The organism is Mycobacterium paraintracellulare, from assembly GCF_000276825.1.
Lineage (GTDB): Bacteria > Actinomycetota > Actinomycetes > Mycobacteriales > Mycobacteriaceae > Mycobacterium > Mycobacterium intracellulare.
In genome coordinates, this window is record NC_016948.1 from 3,457,420 (window position 1) to 3,473,036 (window position 15,617).

At 67.8% G+C, this 15,617-nt stretch carries 11 protein-coding genes and 3 pseudogenes; 3 read left to right on the forward strand and 11 right to left on the reverse strand.

What is annotated here, in order from left to right:
• Position 1 precedes the first annotated feature (1 nt).
• Positions 2-1,132 (reverse strand): SPFH domain-containing protein, encoded by a 1,131-nt coding sequence (locus tag OCQ_RS15585; protein ID WP_041785067.1) that lies wholly within the window; start codon positions 1,130-1,132, stop codon positions 2-4.
• A 35-nt stretch (positions 1,133-1,167) separates the two neighbouring features.
• Entirely contained in the window at positions 1,168-1,602 is a 435-nt protein-coding gene (locus OCQ_RS15590; RefSeq protein ID WP_008257952.1) for an NfeD family protein, read from the reverse strand.
• A gap of 56 nt (positions 1,603-1,658) precedes the next feature.
• Here OCQ_RS15590 and OCQ_RS15595 point away from each other — a divergent pair.
• A pseudogene (locus tag OCQ_RS15595) lies at positions 1,659-2,602 on the forward strand (hypothetical protein).
• Here OCQ_RS15595 and OCQ_RS15600 read toward each other — a convergent pair.
• The 3 genes and pseudogenes from OCQ_RS15600 to fabG1 all read right to left on the reverse strand — a co-directional run.
• Positions 2,574-3,621, reverse strand: a pseudogene (locus OCQ_RS15600) (ferrochelatase); the annotation flags it as partial. The pseudogenes OCQ_RS15595 and OCQ_RS15600 overlap by 29 nt on opposite strands.
• A gap of 6 nt (positions 3,622-3,627) precedes the next feature.
• On the reverse strand, positions 3,628-4,437 hold the full coding sequence (inhA, locus tag OCQ_RS15605) for an NADH-dependent enoyl-ACP reductase InhA (RefSeq protein ID WP_009953267.1): 810 nt from the start codon (positions 4,435-4,437) through the stop codon (positions 3,628-3,630).
• Between the two features lie 34 nt (positions 4,438-4,471).
• A complete protein-coding gene (gene fabG1, locus OCQ_RS15610) occupies positions 4,472-5,239 on the reverse strand; it encodes a 3-oxoacyl-ACP reductase FabG1 (protein ID WP_009953266.1) in 768 nt (255 codons plus the stop codon).
• A gap of 163 nt (positions 5,240-5,402) precedes the next feature.
• Between fabG1 and OCQ_RS15615 the strand changes: the two genes are divergently transcribed.
• Positions 5,403-6,242 carry a hypothetical protein gene (locus tag OCQ_RS15615; RefSeq protein ID WP_041785069.1) on the forward strand — a complete coding sequence of 280 codons (840 nt, stop codon included), beginning with the start codon at positions 5,403-5,405 and terminating at the stop codon, positions 6,240-6,242.
• Positions 6,243-6,311: 69 nt separating this feature from the next.
• Here the strand turns inward: OCQ_RS15615 and OCQ_RS15620 are convergent, their stop codons facing one another.
• The 6 genes and pseudogenes from OCQ_RS15620 to OCQ_RS15645 all read right to left on the reverse strand — a co-directional run bounded on the left by OCQ_RS15620 (position 6,312) and on the right by OCQ_RS15645 (position 12,505).
• Positions 6,312-7,319 carry a VWA domain-containing protein gene (locus OCQ_RS15620; RefSeq protein WP_008257965.1) on the reverse strand — a complete coding sequence of 336 codons (1,008 nt, stop codon included), beginning with the start codon at positions 7,317-7,319 and terminating at the stop codon, positions 6,312-6,314.
• Between the two features lie 7 nt (positions 7,320-7,326).
• A complete protein-coding gene (locus OCQ_RS15625; RefSeq protein ID WP_014380439.1) occupies positions 7,327-8,238 on the reverse strand; it encodes a DUF58 domain-containing protein in 912 nt (303 codons plus the stop codon).
• A gap of 38 nt (positions 8,239-8,276) precedes the next feature.
• Positions 8,277-9,410, reverse strand: coding sequence for a chaperone MoxR1 (moxR1, locus tag OCQ_RS15630; protein WP_008257970.1), 1,134 nt, complete (start codon positions 9,408-9,410; stop codon positions 8,277-8,279).
• 122 nt (positions 9,411-9,532) lie between these two features.
• Complete coding sequence (gene ripB / locus OCQ_RS15635) at positions 9,533-10,267, reverse strand: NlpC/P60 family peptidoglycan endopeptidase RipB (RefSeq protein ID WP_008257972.1); 735 nt, start codon at positions 10,265-10,267, stop codon at positions 9,533-9,535.
• 25 nt (positions 10,268-10,292) lie between these two features.
• Positions 10,293-11,730 (reverse strand): annotated as a pseudogene (gene ripA, locus OCQ_RS15640) (NlpC/P60 family peptidoglycan endopeptidase RipA).
• Between the two features lie 202 nt (positions 11,731-11,932).
• Entirely contained in the window at positions 11,933-12,505 is a 573-nt protein-coding gene (locus OCQ_RS15645; RefSeq protein ID WP_008257976.1) for an Rv1476 family membrane protein, read from the reverse strand.
• Positions 12,506-12,764: 259 nt separating this feature from the next.
• Between OCQ_RS15645 and acnA the strand changes: the two genes are divergently transcribed.
• Complete coding sequence (acnA, locus tag OCQ_RS15650) at positions 12,765-15,602, forward strand: aconitate hydratase AcnA (RefSeq protein ID WP_041785071.1); 2,838 nt, start codon at positions 12,765-12,767, stop codon at positions 15,600-15,602.
• Positions 15,603-15,617 lie beyond the last annotated feature (15 nt).

The window sequence follows — 15,617 nt, forward strand, 5'->3', positions numbered from 1 at the left end:
CCTATTGAGTCAGCTCGCCCGGGCCTTCGGCCGGCTGACGGGCGATCGCCTCCGCCTTCGCCACCGCCTGGGCGATCGCGGGGTCGGTTTCGGTGGAGAACCAGTCCGCGACGTCGGAGTCGTCGTCGGCGCTGTGCTTGGGCGCGTCCTCGACCGGCGAGGGCTGGAAGCGGAACACCCCGTCCTGGCCCGGGGTGCCCAGGAGTTTGGTGAATCCCTGCAGCGCCGCGCTGAAGTCGCTGGGCACCACCCACACCTTGTTGGCGTCGCCGCGGGCCATCTCCGGCAGCGTCTGCAGGTACTGGTAGGCGAGCATCTCCGGGGTGGGCCGGCCCGCCTTGATCGCGGCGAAGGTCTTCTCGATCGCCTTGGCCTGCCCCTGCGCCTGCAGGTAGGCGGCGGCGCGCTCACCCTGGGCGCGCAGCATCCGGGACTGCCGCTCGGCCTCGGCGCCCAGGATCGCCGCCTGCTTGGCGCCCTCGGCGGCCAGGATCTGCGCCTGCTTTTGGCCCTCGGCCTCCTTGATGGCCGCCTCGCGCATACCTTCGGCGGTGAGGATCATCGCCCGTTTCTCGCGGTCGGCTTTCATCTGCTTTTCCATCGACGCCTGGATCGACGGCGGCGGGTCGATGCTGCGCAACTCGACCCGTGCGACCCGCAGGCCCCAGCGGTTGGTGGCCTCGTCGAGCACGCCGCGCAGCTGCCCGTTGATCTGGTCGCGCGATGTCAGCGTCTGCTCCAGCGTCATCCCGCCGACCACGTTGCGCAGCGTGGTGGTGGTGAGCTGCTCGACGCCGACGATGTAGTTGCTGATCTCGTAGACGGCCGCCTGGGGAACCGTGACCTGGAAATAGACGACGGTGTCGATGTTGAGGGTCAGGTTGTCCTCGGTGATCACCGGCTGCGGCGGGAACGACACCACCCGCTCACGCAGGTCCACCCGGGCCCGGATGCGGTCGATGAACGGCACCAGCAGTGTGAGTTGTCCGCTGACGGTGCGGCTGTAGCGGCCCAGCCGTTCGATCACCGCGGCCTCGGCCTGCGGTATCAGCGCCACCGACTTGGCCACCACGACGATGGCGAAAATCACCAGCACCGCCAGCAGCACCAGACCAGCAACCGCACCTTGCATCGGAGTTCCTTTCTTTCGCAGCCGTTCTCGCGGCCCTACAGGCCGGCCTTGAAGACCACCGCGGTGGCGCCGTCGATCTGCATCACGGTCACGGGCTCGCCGGGTTCGTAGACGTCGTTCTCGTCGAGCGGACGCGCGGTCCACACCTGGCCGTCGAGCTTCACCTGACCGTTGTCGCGGGCCACGCGCTCGAGCACCAGCGCGGTTTTGCCCTCCAGCGCTTCGATTCCCAAGCGCGGCACGTTCGGCGTCAGCCGGCGCCGCAGCGGCGGACGCACCACCACCAGCAGCAGCACCGAGACGACCAGGAACACCGCGCCGTCCACCCACACCGGTGAATCCAGCAACCAACTCGTGAGGGCCGCGGCCAGCGCGCCCCCGCCGAGCATCACCAAAAACATATGGCCGGTGAGCGCCTCCGCACCGGCCAGCACCAGCGCGAATATTAGCCATAGCAGCGCGGCGTGCATGCGGCAAGGATACGCGTGATCCGCCTGTGCGGGGCAAAACAACTACACTGCGTCTGGTGTGGTGTCCCAGTGTTTCGCTGTCCCTGTGGGCCAATGCCTGGCTCGCGGGTAAGGCCGCGCCCGATGACGTCCTGGACGCGTTATCCGTTTGGGCGCCAAAGCAATCGGTGACCGCGTATGATGCCGTGGCGGCGGGTCATACCGGGCTGCCGTGGCCCGATGTCAACGACGCCGGGACGGTCACGCTGCTGCAGACTCTGCGCGCCGCGGTGGGCCGCCCCACGTCGACGCGGGGGGCGCCTCCCTTGATGCGCGGGACCATCAACGTGGTTTTGCCGGTACCCGGCGATGTGCGCGGCCTGGCCCCGGGAACGCAGTTCGAGCGGGACGCGCTGTCCGCCGGCGAGGCGATCATCATCGCCAACCCCCACAGCCCCGCTACCGCCGTCGGCCTGGTCCCCGAATTCTCCTATCAGGACGACGACGACACGCCCGACGACTACGAGACCGGCCTGGCCGAACTGTGCACGCTGACGTGGACCGTGTACTCGCTGCCCGGCGCCCCGATACTCGACCACTACGAGTTGGGCGACGCCGAATACACCTGCGGTCCGCCGTGCGCTCTGCCGCCGACGCGCTGGGCACCATCGGGCTGGGATCGGCCGCGGCCGACGTCGACGATCCGCGGGGGCTGGTCGAACAATTGCTGGAATCCGCACGACAACACCGCATTCCGGATCACGCGCCGTCGCGCGCGCTGCGGGTGCTGGAGAACGCCGCGCACGTCGACGCCATCATCGCCGTCAGCGCGGGGCTGAGCCGGTCCGACTCACCGGACCGTTTCGCCGCGCCCATCGCCGCCGGCCTCGAACCGCTCGGCACGCAGTCGTCGTCGGAGGCCCGCATCGCCAGCGACGCGCTACGACCGCTGACCGCCGTGGTGCGTTCGGCGCGGATGGCCGCCGTGACCGCGATCCTGCATTCGGCCTGGGCGGACTAGTCCTGATAGCGGGCGGCACAGTGCGGCGGCTCGCATGGCGCGCCGTCGACGCTGGCGAGGCAGCCGGGCACCGGGTCGGGACCAGTCACGCGTTCGGGCGCCCGACCGTGGCGCAATTCGTCGATCAGGTCGACGGCCAGTTGCGCAAAACGCGGCTGGGCGTTGGGCGTTGACGCCCGCGCCATGACGATCCCCGCGGCCTCGGCCTGTCCCGCCAACTCGTGGTCGAGGTCCCACACCACCTCGATGTGGTCGGCCACAAAACCGATCGGGCAAACGACGAAGGCCGTCGTGCCCGCCTCCGCCAGGGCCGCCAGGTGGTCGGCGACGTCGGGCTCAAGCCACGGGACCTGGGGCGGCCCCGAGCGCGACTGCCATACCAGGTCGTAGTCGGCGTATCCGGCGGCGGCCGCCACAAGGCTTGCGGCGTAGGCGACTTGCCGGCTGTACAGCCGCGGGCCCAGCCGCTCGTCGGCGGCCACCGGGATCGAATGCGCGGTGAACACCAGGCGCGCGTCGGGAACCTTTTCGGCCGCGTCTGTGATTGCCCCGGCGAACATCTCGACAAAAAGCGGGTGGTCGAAATACGGCCGCAGCTTGACCAATTCGGGTGCGTCCGGCCCGGCGGCGCGTCGCGCCCGAGCGATGTCCTCGACGTATTGGGTGCAGCTGGAATAGCCGCTCCAAGCCGAGGTGGTGAACACAGCCGCTCGGCGAATCCCGTTGTCGCGCATGGTTGCGACGGTGTCTTCGACGTAGGGCTCCCAGTTGCGGTTGCCGAAATAGACCGGGATGTCCAGGCCGCGGTCGGTCAGTTCGGCGTGCAACTGCTCGATCAGCGCCAGGTTGATCCGGTTGATCGGTGACACCCCGCCGAAATGCAGGTAGTGCTCGGCGACGTGGTCGAGGCGTTCCGGCGGCACGTTGCGACCCCGGGTGACGTTCTCCAAGAACGGCCGCACCTGCTCGGGGCCTTCCGGCCCACCGAAGGACAGCAGCAGGACGGCGTCGAATTCCATTAGGCTCTAAAGCAATTGCGTGCTGGCGCCACCGTCGGCGTAGATGATGGTCCCCGTCGTCGCTGGCAGCCAGTCCGACAGCAGCGCGCACACCGTCTTGGCGACCGGTGTCGGGTCTTTCATGTTCCAGCCGATCGGGGCGCGCTGGTCCCAACCCTCCTCGAGCAGCTGCATCTGGGCGCCGGCCTCTTCGCCCAGCGCACCGCCGACGATCGCGCTCATCGCCAGGGTCCGGATCGGGCCCGCGGCAACGAGATTGGAGCGGACGCCGAACTTACCCGCCTCGCGCGCTACGAACCGGTTGACCGATTCCAGCGCGCTCTTGGCGACCGTCATCCAGTTGTACGCCGGCATCGCGCGGCTCGGGTCGAAGTCCATGCCGACGATCGAACCGCCGGGGTTCATGATCGGCAGCGTCGCCTTGGCCAGCGAGGCGTACGAATACGCCGAGATGTGAATGCCTTTGGAGACGTCCTCGTACGGCGCGTCGAAGAACGGGTTGATGCCCATCCCCGTCTGCGGCATGAACCCGATCGAGTGCACCACGCCGTCGAGCTTGTTGCCGTCGCCGATCTCGGCCGTCACCCGCTCGGCCAGCGAGTTCAGGTGCTCCTCGTTCTGCACGTCGAGCTCGATCAGCGGCGCCTTCTCCGGAAGCCGGTCGGCGATGCGCTGAATCAGGCGCAACCGGTCAAAACCGGTCAGCACCAACTGCGCCCCGGCCTCCTGGGCCGCCTTGGCGATGTGAAACGCGATCGACGAATCGGTGATGATCCCCGAGATCAGGATCCGTTTGCCGTCGAGCAGTCCAGCCATGTCCGTCCTTAGTGTCCGTATGTCGTATTTGAACTCAGTGGCCCATGCCCATGCCGCCGTCCACCGGGATGACCGCGCCGGCGATGTAGCTGGCGTCCTCGGATGCCAGGAAGCTGACCACCCCGGCGACCTCGGCGGCGGTGCCGACCCGCTTGGCCGGGATGAAGTCCAGCGCACCCGCCTGGATCCGCTCGTCGAGGGCACGGGTCATCTCGGTGTCGATGTAGCCCGGCGCCACCACATTCGCGGTCACGTTGGCCTTGGACAGCTCCCGGGAGATCGAGCGGGCCATGCCGATCAGGCCGGCCTTGGCGGCCGCGTAGTTGGACTGGTTGCCGATGCCCCAGCTGCCGGAGACCGAGCCGATGTAGATGATGCGGCCGAACCGCTTTTTCTGCATGCTGCGCGCGGCGCGCTGGGTCACCCGGAACGCCCCGGTGAGGTTGGCGTTGATGACCTCCTCGAACCGCTCCTCAGTCATCCGGATGAGGAATGCGTCCTTGGATATGCCGGCATTGGACACCAGCACCTCAACCGGGCCCTGGTGCTCCTCGACCTCCTTGAACGCGCGGTCGATGGCCTCGTTGTCGGTGACGTCGCACACGACGCCGAACAACCCCTCGGGCGCCCCGGATCCCCGGTGCGTGACCGCCACCTTGTGGCCGTCGGCGGCCAGCCGCTGCGCGATCGCCAGACCGATCCCCCGGTTTCCTCCGGTAACCAGGACCGAGCGGGCTACGAATGCGGGTCTGCCGTAGTCGGCAGCACTTTCGGTGGTGTTCTCGGTCGCCGTGTCAGTCACCCCGTCAACCTATCGCCTCGGCTCACGCTGGCCGAAACCTCCCCCGTTTCCCTCGTCCCGCTTTTTCCCACCGGCCGTAACGCCAGGGCGAAAAATCGCGCGAAATCCCGCCGTGGCGTTACGAGCGCGATCCGGTGTCGGTGTGACTCAGCACACTCTCGTCATGACCGACCCGTTCCTCGGCAGCGAAGCCCTGGCCGCGCGACTGATGTCGCGGCATGAGCTGCGGAGTCGTTACGTCGCCCTGCATCGCGACGTGTACCTGCCGAGGGATGCCGAACTGACGGCGATGCTGCGGGCCAAGGCGTGCTGGCTGCGATCGCGCCGGCGGGGCGTCCTGGCGGGCTTCTCGGCCTCCGCCATGCATGGCGCTCGGTGGATCGACCCGTCCCGACCCGCCGAGATCATCGATACCAATCGACGTCCGGCCCCGGGCGCACACGTCTGGGAGGAACGCATCGAACCGGACGAGATCACCGTCGTCGAGCAGATGCGCATCACCACGCCGGCGCGCACCGCGCTTGACTTGGCACGTCGTCATCCCAGAGACATCGCGGTCGCCGCGATCGATGCGCTGGTGCAAGCGACGGAGCTGAAGATGGCCGACGTCGAGGTGCTCACGGACCGCTACCGCAGCCGCCACGGCGTGAGGGCCGCCAGGGCGGTTCTCGAACTGGTCGACGGCGGGGCTCAGTCCCCGAAGGAAACGTGGCTGCGTCTGTTGTTGATCGATGCCGGCTTCCCGCGGCCGCAGACACAGATCGCCATACGCAACGAATGGGGTTGGGCCGAGGCGTATTTGGACATGGGGTGGGAGGACATCAAGGTCGCGGTCGAGTATGACGGCGACCACCATCGGTCCCTGCGCACCCAATACGCCAAGGACATCGGCCGACTCGAGATGCTCGAGCGTTACGGCTGGATCGTCGTCCGCGTCATCGCCGAGCACCATCCCTCCGACATCATTCGCCGGGTGCGCGACGCCCGAAGCCGCCGCTTGTAACGCCAGGGCGAAAAATCGCGCGGAATCCCGCCGTGGCGTTACAAGCGGGCTCAGCGGAACGGCGAAGACTCAAGTCGGCAGGCGGCGGTTGATCAGCAGCGCCGCCAGCGCCGCCAACGCCAACACCAGCGCGCCCAGCCGCACCCAGCCCACGCTCGCGTCGCCCTTGATCGTCTCGTAGCCGATCTGCTGTTGCAGGGTCGCGTAGACGGCCTTCAGCTCCTGCAAAGACGCTGCGTTGTAAGCGTTTCCGCCCGAGAGCTGGGCCACCTTCTTGAGGGTCTCGTCGTCGACCGGCACCGGCTGGCGCTGGTCGTTGATCTCGACGAAACCGTAGGGGGTGCCGAACGAGATCGTCGAGATCGGCACGCCCTGGTCCTTGGCGGTGCGCGCGGCGGTGAAGGCGCCCTTCGGGTTGTCGGGGTTGGTCGGCATCGTCTCCTTGCCGTCGGAGAACAACACGATGCGCGCCGGCGGCGGCTTGTCGCCGCCGCCGATCACCGCGCCGACCGTCGCGATGGCCTGCAGGGCGGTGAAGATGCCCTCCCCGGTGGCGGTGCGGTCGGCGAACTGCAGCTTGTCCAGCGCGGCCTTGGTCGAGTCCCGATTGGTCGTCGGCGACACCAACACCGTCGCGGTCCCCGCATAGGCGATCAGCCCCAGGTTGATGCCCGGGGTGAGCTCGTCGGCGAACTGCTTGGCCGCCTCCTGGGCCGCCGCCATCCGGTTGGGTTGCACGTCGGTGGCGCGCATCGACTGCGACACGTCGATCACCAGCATCACCACCGCGCGGTTGCGGGGAATGCGGACGTCGTTCGTCGGGCCCGCCATCGCGATCGTGAACAGCACCAGCGACGCGACCAGCAGGATGGCCGGCACATGCCGCCACGTCGAAGGCCGTTTGGGCGCAACGCTTTCCAACAGCTCCATGTTGGCGAACCGCAGCATGCGCCGCTGCCGCGCCAACTGCATCAGGATGTAGAGCGCGGCCAGGCCGAAGACGACCAACAGGAACAGGAAGAACCACGAATGTTCGAAGCCCGACAACGACATCGGGCCCAGGAGCGGCAGGCTCATATGCGAGTCACTGGCGCCCCGCCAATGCCCCGCGCCGGCGGGATTCCACGAACCGCACGATGTCGGCGATCCAGTCGCGGTCGGTGCGCAGCGTCAGGACCGGGGCCCCGCAACTGCGGATGGTGCGCGCCACGTCGGCGCGGTGCGCCGCGGCGGCCTTGGCGAAGTCGTCGCGCAGCTGCGCGTCGATGGTGAACTCGCGGGTGACCCCGGACTCGGCGTCCTGCAGCACCACGTCGCCGATGTCGGGCAGTTCGACGTCGCGGGGGTCGAGCACCTCGATGGCCAGCACCTCGTGCCGGGCGGCGACCGCGCGCAGCGGGCGCATCCAGTTGATCGGCCCGAGGAAGTCGCTGATGATCACCGCCATACCGCGCCGGCGTTCCGGGCGGCGCAGCGCGTCGATCGCCGTCGCCAGGTCGCCGCGCACCCCGACCGGCGCGCGCGGCGTGGTGGCGATGGTGCGCAACAGCGTCTGCTCATGCTGGCGGCCGGAGCGGGCGGGCACCCGGGTGATGTTCGCGCCGGTGGACACGATCGCGCCGAGCCGGTTGCCGCCCCCGCTGTTGAGGAAGGTGATCGCGGCCGCGGCCGCGACCGCCAGATCGCGCTTCTCGCACACCGTGGTGCCGAAGTCCAGGCTGGCCGACATGTCCACCACCAACCAGGTTTCCAGCTCGCGGTCGGCGATCATCTGCCGAACGTGGGGATGGGTGGTGCGCGCGGTGACGGCCCAGTCCATGCGGCGGACGTCGTCACCGGGCTGATACTCGCGCGACTCCCCCGGCTCGGAGCCCGGGCCCGGGATCAGCCCGAGGTGATCGCCGTGCAGCACACCGTCGAGCTTGCGTTTGACGGTGAGCTCGAGGGTGCGCAGCGCCGCCGACAGCTTCGGGTCATCGATCTGCCCGCGCTGCATCGACGGGGGATGGACAGCCGACCGCCCCTTGGGCCCGGTCACCGACCGCTGGCCGCGCCGGCGGGTTGCATCACCGGGGCCACCGAATGCCCTTGCTGCGGAACGGCATTCACCTGAGGCAGGGCCACCGTCTGCAGCACCCGGTTGATGACGATCTCCGGCGAGATCTCGTCGGCCAGCGCGTCATAGGTGAGCACCAGCCGGTGCCGCAGGACGTCGGGAATGACGTCCACGACATCTTGCGGAATCACGTAGTCGCGGCCGCGGACCAGCGCCAGCGACCGGGAGGCGGCGATGATGCCCAGCGAGGCGCGCGGCGACGCACCGAACGAGATCCACGTCTTGACGTCGTTCATGCCGAGCTGTTCCGGATGACGAGTGGCCGTCACGACGCGCACCACATAGTCCACCAGCGCGTGGTGCACGAAGACGTTGGCGGCGATGTCCTGCAGTCGCAACAGGTCGCCGGTGTTGAGGATCTGCTTGGGCTCCGGCGGGCGCACGCCCATCCGGTAGATGATCTCGCGCTCCTCTTCCGGCGACGGGTAGCCGACGTTGATCTTGAACAGGAAGCGGTCGCGCTGCGCCTCGGGCAGCGGATACACACCCTCGTGCTCGATCGGGTTCTGGGTGGCCATCACCAGGAACGGGTTGGGCAGCGGGAAGGTCTTGCCGCCGATCGAGACGTGGCGTTCCTGCATGACCTCCAGCAGCGCCGACTGCACCTTGGCGGGCGCGCGGTTGATCTCGTCGGCGAGCAGGAAGTTGACCACCACCGGGCCGAGCTCGGTGTCGAACTCCTCCTTGCCCTGCCGGTAGATGCGGGTACCGATGATGTCGGTGGGCACCAGGTCGGGGGTGAACTGGATGCGCGCGAACGTCCCGCCGACCACCCGCGCGAACGTCTCGACGGCCAGCGTCTTGGCGACGCCCGGCACACCCTCGAGCAGCACGTGGCCCCTGGACAGCAGGCCGACCAGCATCCGCTCCACCAGCTGGTCCTGGCCGACGATGATGCGTTTGACTTCGAAGATGGCGCGCTCGAGGGTCTGGACCTCGGCGGCCAGTCCGTTGCCCCCACCCGTCGGCGCTTCGTGAGCCGGCGAACCTGCTTGCCCGCCCGGGCCCGAGTAACCACTGGCGCCTGGCGGCGGCCCACCTGCTGCTGTCATCAAGAACCCTCCACGCTCAATCGGACACGACTGCCGGGCAGCGACGTGCCCTCGTCCAACTATTCCAGGCCTGCCGGTCCCCGTCGACGCTCGCCCGGCCGATGGGTCGCCGGCCCCCGCGATCAGTACTCGATGATCCTGGTCAGGAACGGCGTCATCCCCGGCTTACGAACCGGACTGACCGTAACCTTCCCGGCGCTGCCGGAGGCCTCCAGCATCTGGCCGTTGCCCAGGTACATGGTGACGTGCTGGCCGCCGTTCGGGCCGTAGAAGATCAGGTCGCCGCGCCTGGCCTGATCCGGCGGGATGTGGCGCCCGGCGTTGTACTGGTCACCCGAGAACCGCGGGATCAGCACGCCGACCCCGGCGAAGCCGTAGCGCATCAACCCCGAGCAGTCGAAGCCGGTGATGTTGGCCCCGTCGCCGACGCCCTTGCTGGGGCCGTCCAGCGAGCCGCCGCCCCAGGAGTAGGGCACGCCCATCTGCGACCCCATGCGCTTGATCACGTACTCGATGGCCTGCCGCCCGTAGACCCGCGGGATCTTGCCGCCGGGGTTGGAGGGGGTGGCCGCGCTGGGAGCGGGATCGCCGCCGATGTTGATGCCGAGCCCGCCCAAAAACTGCTTGCCCAAATTGAACGTGGTCTGGGTGGCCTGGGCGGTGGCCTGCAGCGAGGCATTGGCGACGGCGAGCGGATCGCCCGGGGCGCCGGCGCTGATCTGGGCCGGCAGGGTGGGATCCCACGCGCCCGGATCGGCCGCGGCCACCGGAGCCGGACCGGCCACAGAAAGCATCAGCCCGGTCACCACGGTGGTGATCCAGGCGAAGTTGATGAGACGGAATCGCTTGCGGCGCATGACTTCCCGTTCAGTTCTCACTGGATCACCATTCGATGTATCGGACCACGTAGGGGGTCATGCCGCTGGTGCGCACCGGGGCGACGCGAACCTTCAACCCGATGTCGGGAGCCTCGAGCATCTGCCCGTCACCGAGGTAGATCGTCACGTGCTGGCTGCCGCCCGGGCCGTAGAAGATGACGTCGCCGCGGCGCATCTGCGAGGACGGGATCTTGCGGCCGAGGTTGTACTGCGAGCCCGAGTAGTGGGGCAGCTTGATGCCCACCCCGGCGAACGAGTACAGGACCAGGCCCGAACAGTCGAAACCGGTGATGCCGGCCCCGGAGTCGATCCCCTTGCTCGGGCCGGCCGCGTTGCCGCCGCCCCAGGAGTAGGGCACACCGATCTGCGACATGCCGCGCCGGATCACGTACTCGGTGGCCTGCCGGCCGTACACCCGGGGAATGCGCCCCCCCGACCCCGCCCGGCGCCGCGTTGGTGATGCCGGTGTCGTCGGGCTTGAGGATGCCCAGCTGCTGCAGGAAGTTGCGGCCGAGACCGGCGGTGACCTGTGTCGAGGTGGCCGAGATGCCCAGCACCTGGTTGATCACCGCGATCGGGTCGCCGGGGATGTTGGCGCTCGGGACCATCGGCAGCGTGGGGTCCCAGGCGCCGTCCCACTGGCGGGCCCCGGACGACGGCGCCGCTCCGCCGGGCGTTCCCGTCTCCCAGCGATCGCCCGACGCCGGGGAGCCGCCCGACCCTTGCCGGGCGGCGGCCTCACGCTTGGCCGCCTCGAGCTTGGCCTGCGCCTGGTTCCGCTCGGCGGCCAGCCGGATCATGTCCTCGCGCTGCTCGTCGAACTTCTGCCGGGAATTGGTCAGCGCCGCCACGGCGGCATCCTGGCTGGACTTGGCGTCGGCGGCGGCCTTGTCGGCGTTCTGCTTGGCCAGCCGCGCCGCCGATTCCTTGTTCAGCTGCTCGGTGCGGGCCTGCTGCAGCTTGGCCATCACGGTCTGCGAACTGGCGGTCAGGCTCTTGGCGGCGGCCTCGGTGGCGATGATGTCGTCGGGGCTGCTGGCGGTCAGGTAGCTGCTCGACGGTCCGTTCATATAGGCGGCCGCGGCGAACGTGTTGAAGCGCTGCTGCGCCCCGGCGATCGCCGCGTTGGCGTCCTTGACCGCCTGCTGGCTGGTCTCCAGATCGTGTTGGGCGGTGGCCACGTTGTCCCGGGCGGTCTCCACATCGACGAGGGCCTTGTTGACGCTTTCCTGTTCGGTCTGAATTTCGGCGCTCAGATTCTGCAGGCGCTGGTTGGCCTTGGCGACGTTCGCGATCAGTGCCGCGAGATTGTCGGCTGCGGGGTCAGCCTCCGCCAGTCCCGGGGTGCACACCAAGAGGGCCACGCTCAACACCGATGGCACGACGGGCCGGAGCAATCTTGCGGTCGGTCGCGCGGAAGACCCCCAGCGTGTGCGTCTCATTCGACTAGGTCTCCTACGGCTCGACGCGACGGGCGGCGCCGGCCACAGCATTCTCGTAAGGCGCCAAAGACAACACCAGCATCATTTGCACCGTACGTCACACAGGTGGGCGTGCAAACGCTCCACCGAAATCGCACTCTCTACGTGCGTTTAATGTGACCGAACGGTGACCTGGCCCGTTTGCCGAATTAGCCGCGAGTCGTCAGGACCCGGTGTTGGCCTCGGCGTCCTCAGCGGTCGCCGACCCGTCCGAGGTTGCTGAGCGCTCGCCGCGCACCTGCAGCAATCGGGTGCCGACGGCCGCGGCGAAGACCGCGATCAACAGGAAGATCGTCAGGCCGGTCCAGGGAAACTCGGGCGTGTCGAGCTCGTGCAGGAAATGTTGCGCCGAGACCACCGGGTTGCCCGTCTTGGCGATGTCCTCGCCGGCCTCGAGGGTGACGCGCGGGAACTGCGTGCTGTAGCTGCCGACGTAACTCGGGCTCAGCGTCAGGACGGTGGCGTCGTGGTAGTCGGCGCCGACCACGGTCGAGATGTCGCGCAGCGGGGTGTCGTTCGGGGGGTTGTGGTCGAGCAGCACGATCTTGAGGTTGATGCCGTCGCCGTGCGCCTGGTTGACCACCTCGAGCAAACCGGGCATGGCCGCCGGTGGCGCGCTGACCCCGGTGGCGGCGACCTGGGCCTTGATCATCGTCATGTCGACGTCCACCGGAATGTAGGCGGGAAGGACCGGAACCGTTTGCGGCGGCGGTCCGAAAGAAACGTGCCCGGTCATCTGCGCCTCCTGCGGTAGTGCTAGAGGCACCGTACGCGACGCGCGGGCGCCGCATCGCGCCCGGCGCCGATCGCGCCGCGTTCATCCCGGCGAGATTCGGGCGCACGCGAAGGTTTAACCGGCGGCCACCGCGATAAGACTGCAATCAGGACTGCCGTAGTAATGCAGGACAAGCGTACTGTTAAAGTTGCATGATCGTTTTGGACGATCCGCCGACACTCAGCCCGTCGGCGCTAGAACTAAATCCTTGGGAGTTGAAGTGACTGATTCTGTGAACTCATTCGGAGCCCGCAACACCCTCGAGGTCGGCGACAAGAGTTACCAGATCTATCGCCTCGATGCCGTCCCCAATACCGAGAAGCTCCCCTACAGCCTCAAAGTCCTGGCCGAGAACCTGCTGCGCAACGAGGACGGCAGCAACATCACCAAGGACCACATCGAGGCCATCGCGAACTGGGATCCCAAGGCGGAGCCCAGCATTGAGATCCAATACACCCCGGCGCGCGTCGTGATGCAGGACTTCACCGGCGTGCCGTGCATCGTCGACTTGGCCACCATGCGCGAGGCGATCGGCGACCTCGGCGGCGACCCGGAGAAGGTCAACCCGCTCGCGCCGGCCGACCTGGTGATCGACCACTCCGTGATCGCCGACCTGTTCGGCACCGCCGACTCGTTCGAGCGCAACGTCGAGATCGAGTACCAGCGCAACGGGGAGCGCTACCAGTTCCTGCGCTGGGGCCAGGGGGCGTTCCAGGACTTCAAGGTGGTGCCCCCGGGCACCGGCATCGTGCACCAGGTCAACATCGAATACCTCGCCAAAGTGGTGATGTCTCGCGCGGACGCGCAAGGCACAGTGGTGGCCTACCCCGACACCTGCGTGGGGACCGACTCGCACACCACGATGGTCAACGGCCTCGGCGTGCTCGGATGGGGCGTGGGCGGCATCGAGGCCGAGGCCGCGATGCTCGGCCAGCCGGTGTCGATGCTGATCCCCCGCGTGGTCGGCTTCAAGTTGACCGGCGAGATACAGCCCGGCGTGACGGCTACCGACGTCGTGCTGACCGTGACCGAAATGCTGCGCCACCACGGCGTGGTCGGCAAGTTCGTCGAATTCTACGGCGAGGGCGTGGCCGAGGTGCCGCTGGCCAACCGAGCCACCCTGGGCAACATGAGCCCCGAATTCGGTTCCACCGCAGCGATTTTCCCGGTCGACGAGGAGACGATCTCTTATCTGAAGTTCACCGGCCGCAACGACGAGCAGCTGGCGCTGGTCGAGGCCTACGCCAAGGAACAGGGCATGTGGCACAACCCGAAGCACGAGCCCGAGTACTCCGAATACATCGAACTCGACCTGTCCGACGTGGTGCCGTCCATCGCCGGCCCCAAGCGTCCGCAGGACCGGATCGCGCTGGCCGACGCGAAATCCACGTTCCGCGAGCAGATTTGCGACTACGTCGGTGACGACCCCGACAAGAAGGAATACTCCAAGCTCGACGAGGTTGTCGATGAGTCGTTCCCGGCCAGTGACCCGGGGCAGGCAACCAACGGCCACGCCGACGACCACAAGGTGCAATCGGCCGCCGCGCACTCCAAGGGCCGCGTGAGCAGCCCGGTGACGGTCAAGTCCGACGAGCTCGGCGAGTTCGTGCTCGACCACGGCGCGGTGGTGATCGCCGCCGTCACGTCGTGCACCAACACCTCCAACCCCGAGGTGATGCTGGGCGCCGCGCTGCTGGCGCGCAACGCCGTCGAAAAGGGCTTGGTCTCCAAGCCATGGGTGAAAACCACCATGGCCCCGGGCTCCCAGGTGGTCCACGACTATTACGACAAGGCCGGCCTGTGGCCGTATCTGGAGAAGTTGGGCTTCTATCTGGTCGGCTACGGCTGCACCACGTGCATCGGTAACTCCGGCCCGCTGCCCGAGGACATTTCGAAGGCGATCAACGACAACGACCTTTCGGTGGCCGCGGTGCTCTCGGGCAACCGCAACTTCGAGGGCCGCATCAACCCCGACGTGAAGATGAATTACCTGGCGTCGCCGCCGCTGGTGATCGCCTATGCGCTCGCCGGCACCATGGACTTCGACTTCGACGAGCAGCCGCTCGGCAAGGACAAGGACGGCAATGACGTCTTCCTCAAAGACATCTGGCCGTCGCAGAAGGACGTCTCCGACACCATCGCCTCGGCGATCAACCAGGAGATGTTCACCAAAAACTACGCCGACGTCTTCAAGGGCGACGAGCGCTGGCGCAACCTGCCCACGCCGAGCGGCAACACCTTTGAGTGGAACCCGGATTCGACGTACGTGCGCAAGCCCCCGTACTTCGACGGGATGCCCGCCGAGCCCGAGCCGGTCGCCGACATCACCGGCGCGCGGGTGCTGGCGCTGCTCGGTGATTCGGTGACCACCGACCACATCTCCCCCGCCAGCAGCATCAAGCCGGGCACCCCGGCGGCGCAGTATCTCGACGAGCACGGCGTGGAGCGCAAGGACTACAACTCCTTCGGCTCGCGGCGCGGCAACCACGAGGTGATGATCCGTGGCACGTTCGCCAACATCAGGCTGCGCAACCTGCTGCTCGACGACGTGTCCGGCGGTTACACCCGCGACTTCACCCAGGATGACGCGCCGCAGGCGTTCATCTACGACGCGGCGCAAAACTATGCGGCGCAAGACATTCCGCTGGTGGTGCTGGGCGGCAAGGAGTACGGGTCGGGCTCGTCGCGTGACTGGGCGGCCAAGGGAACGCGGCTGCTCGGGGTGCGCGCGGTGATCGCCGAGTCCTTCGAGCGCATCCACCGGTCCAACCTGATCGGTATGGGCGTGATCCCGTTGCAGTTCCCCGACGGCAAGTCCGCCAAGGACCTGGGGCTGGACGGCACCGAGGTGTTCGACATCACCGGTATCGAGGCGCTCAACGACGGCAAGACGCCGAAGACGGTGAAGGTCAAGGCAAGCAAGGACGGTTCGGACGCAGTGGAGTTCGACGCCGTGGTGCGCATCGACACCCCCGGCGAGGCCGACTACTACCGCAACGGCGGCATCCTGCAGTACGTGCTGCGCAACATGCTGAAGTCGGGCCAGAAGTCGGACTAGCGCGAGACCGGCCCA

Excerpts from the sequence above, each read along its gene's own strand:
- OCQ_RS15585 (WP_041785067.1), bottom strand. The coding sequence starts at position 1,132 with ATGCAAGGTGCGGTTGCTGGTCTGGTGCTGCTGGCGGTGCTGGTGATT.
- OCQ_RS15590 (WP_008257952.1), bottom strand. The coding sequence starts at position 1,602 with ATGCACGCCGCGCTGCTATGGCTAATATTCGCGCTGGTGCTGGCCGGT.
- inhA (WP_009953267.1), bottom strand. The coding sequence starts at position 4,437 with ATGGCTGGACTGCTCGACGGCAAACGGATCCTGATCTCGGGGATCATC.
- OCQ_RS15615 (WP_041785069.1), top strand. The coding sequence starts at position 5,403 with ATGACCGACCCGTTCCTCGGCAGCGAAGCCCTGGCCGCGCGACTGATG.
- OCQ_RS15620 (WP_008257965.1), bottom strand. The coding sequence starts at position 7,319 with ATGAGCCTGCCGCTCCTGGGCCCGATGTCGTTGTCGGGCTTCGAACAT.
- OCQ_RS15625 (WP_014380439.1), bottom strand. The coding sequence starts at position 8,238 with ATGCAGCGCGGGCAGATCGATGACCCGAAGCTGTCGGCGGCGCTGCGC.
- moxR1 (WP_008257970.1), bottom strand. The coding sequence starts at position 9,410 with ATGACAGCAGCAGGTGGGCCGCCGCCAGGCGCCAGTGGTTACTCGGGC.
- ripB (WP_008257972.1), bottom strand. The coding sequence starts at position 10,267 with ATGCGCCGCAAGCGATTCCGTCTCATCAACTTCGCCTGGATCACCACC.
- OCQ_RS15645 (WP_008257976.1), bottom strand. The coding sequence starts at position 12,505 with ATGACCGGGCACGTTTCTTTCGGACCGCCGCCGCAAACGGTTCCGGTC.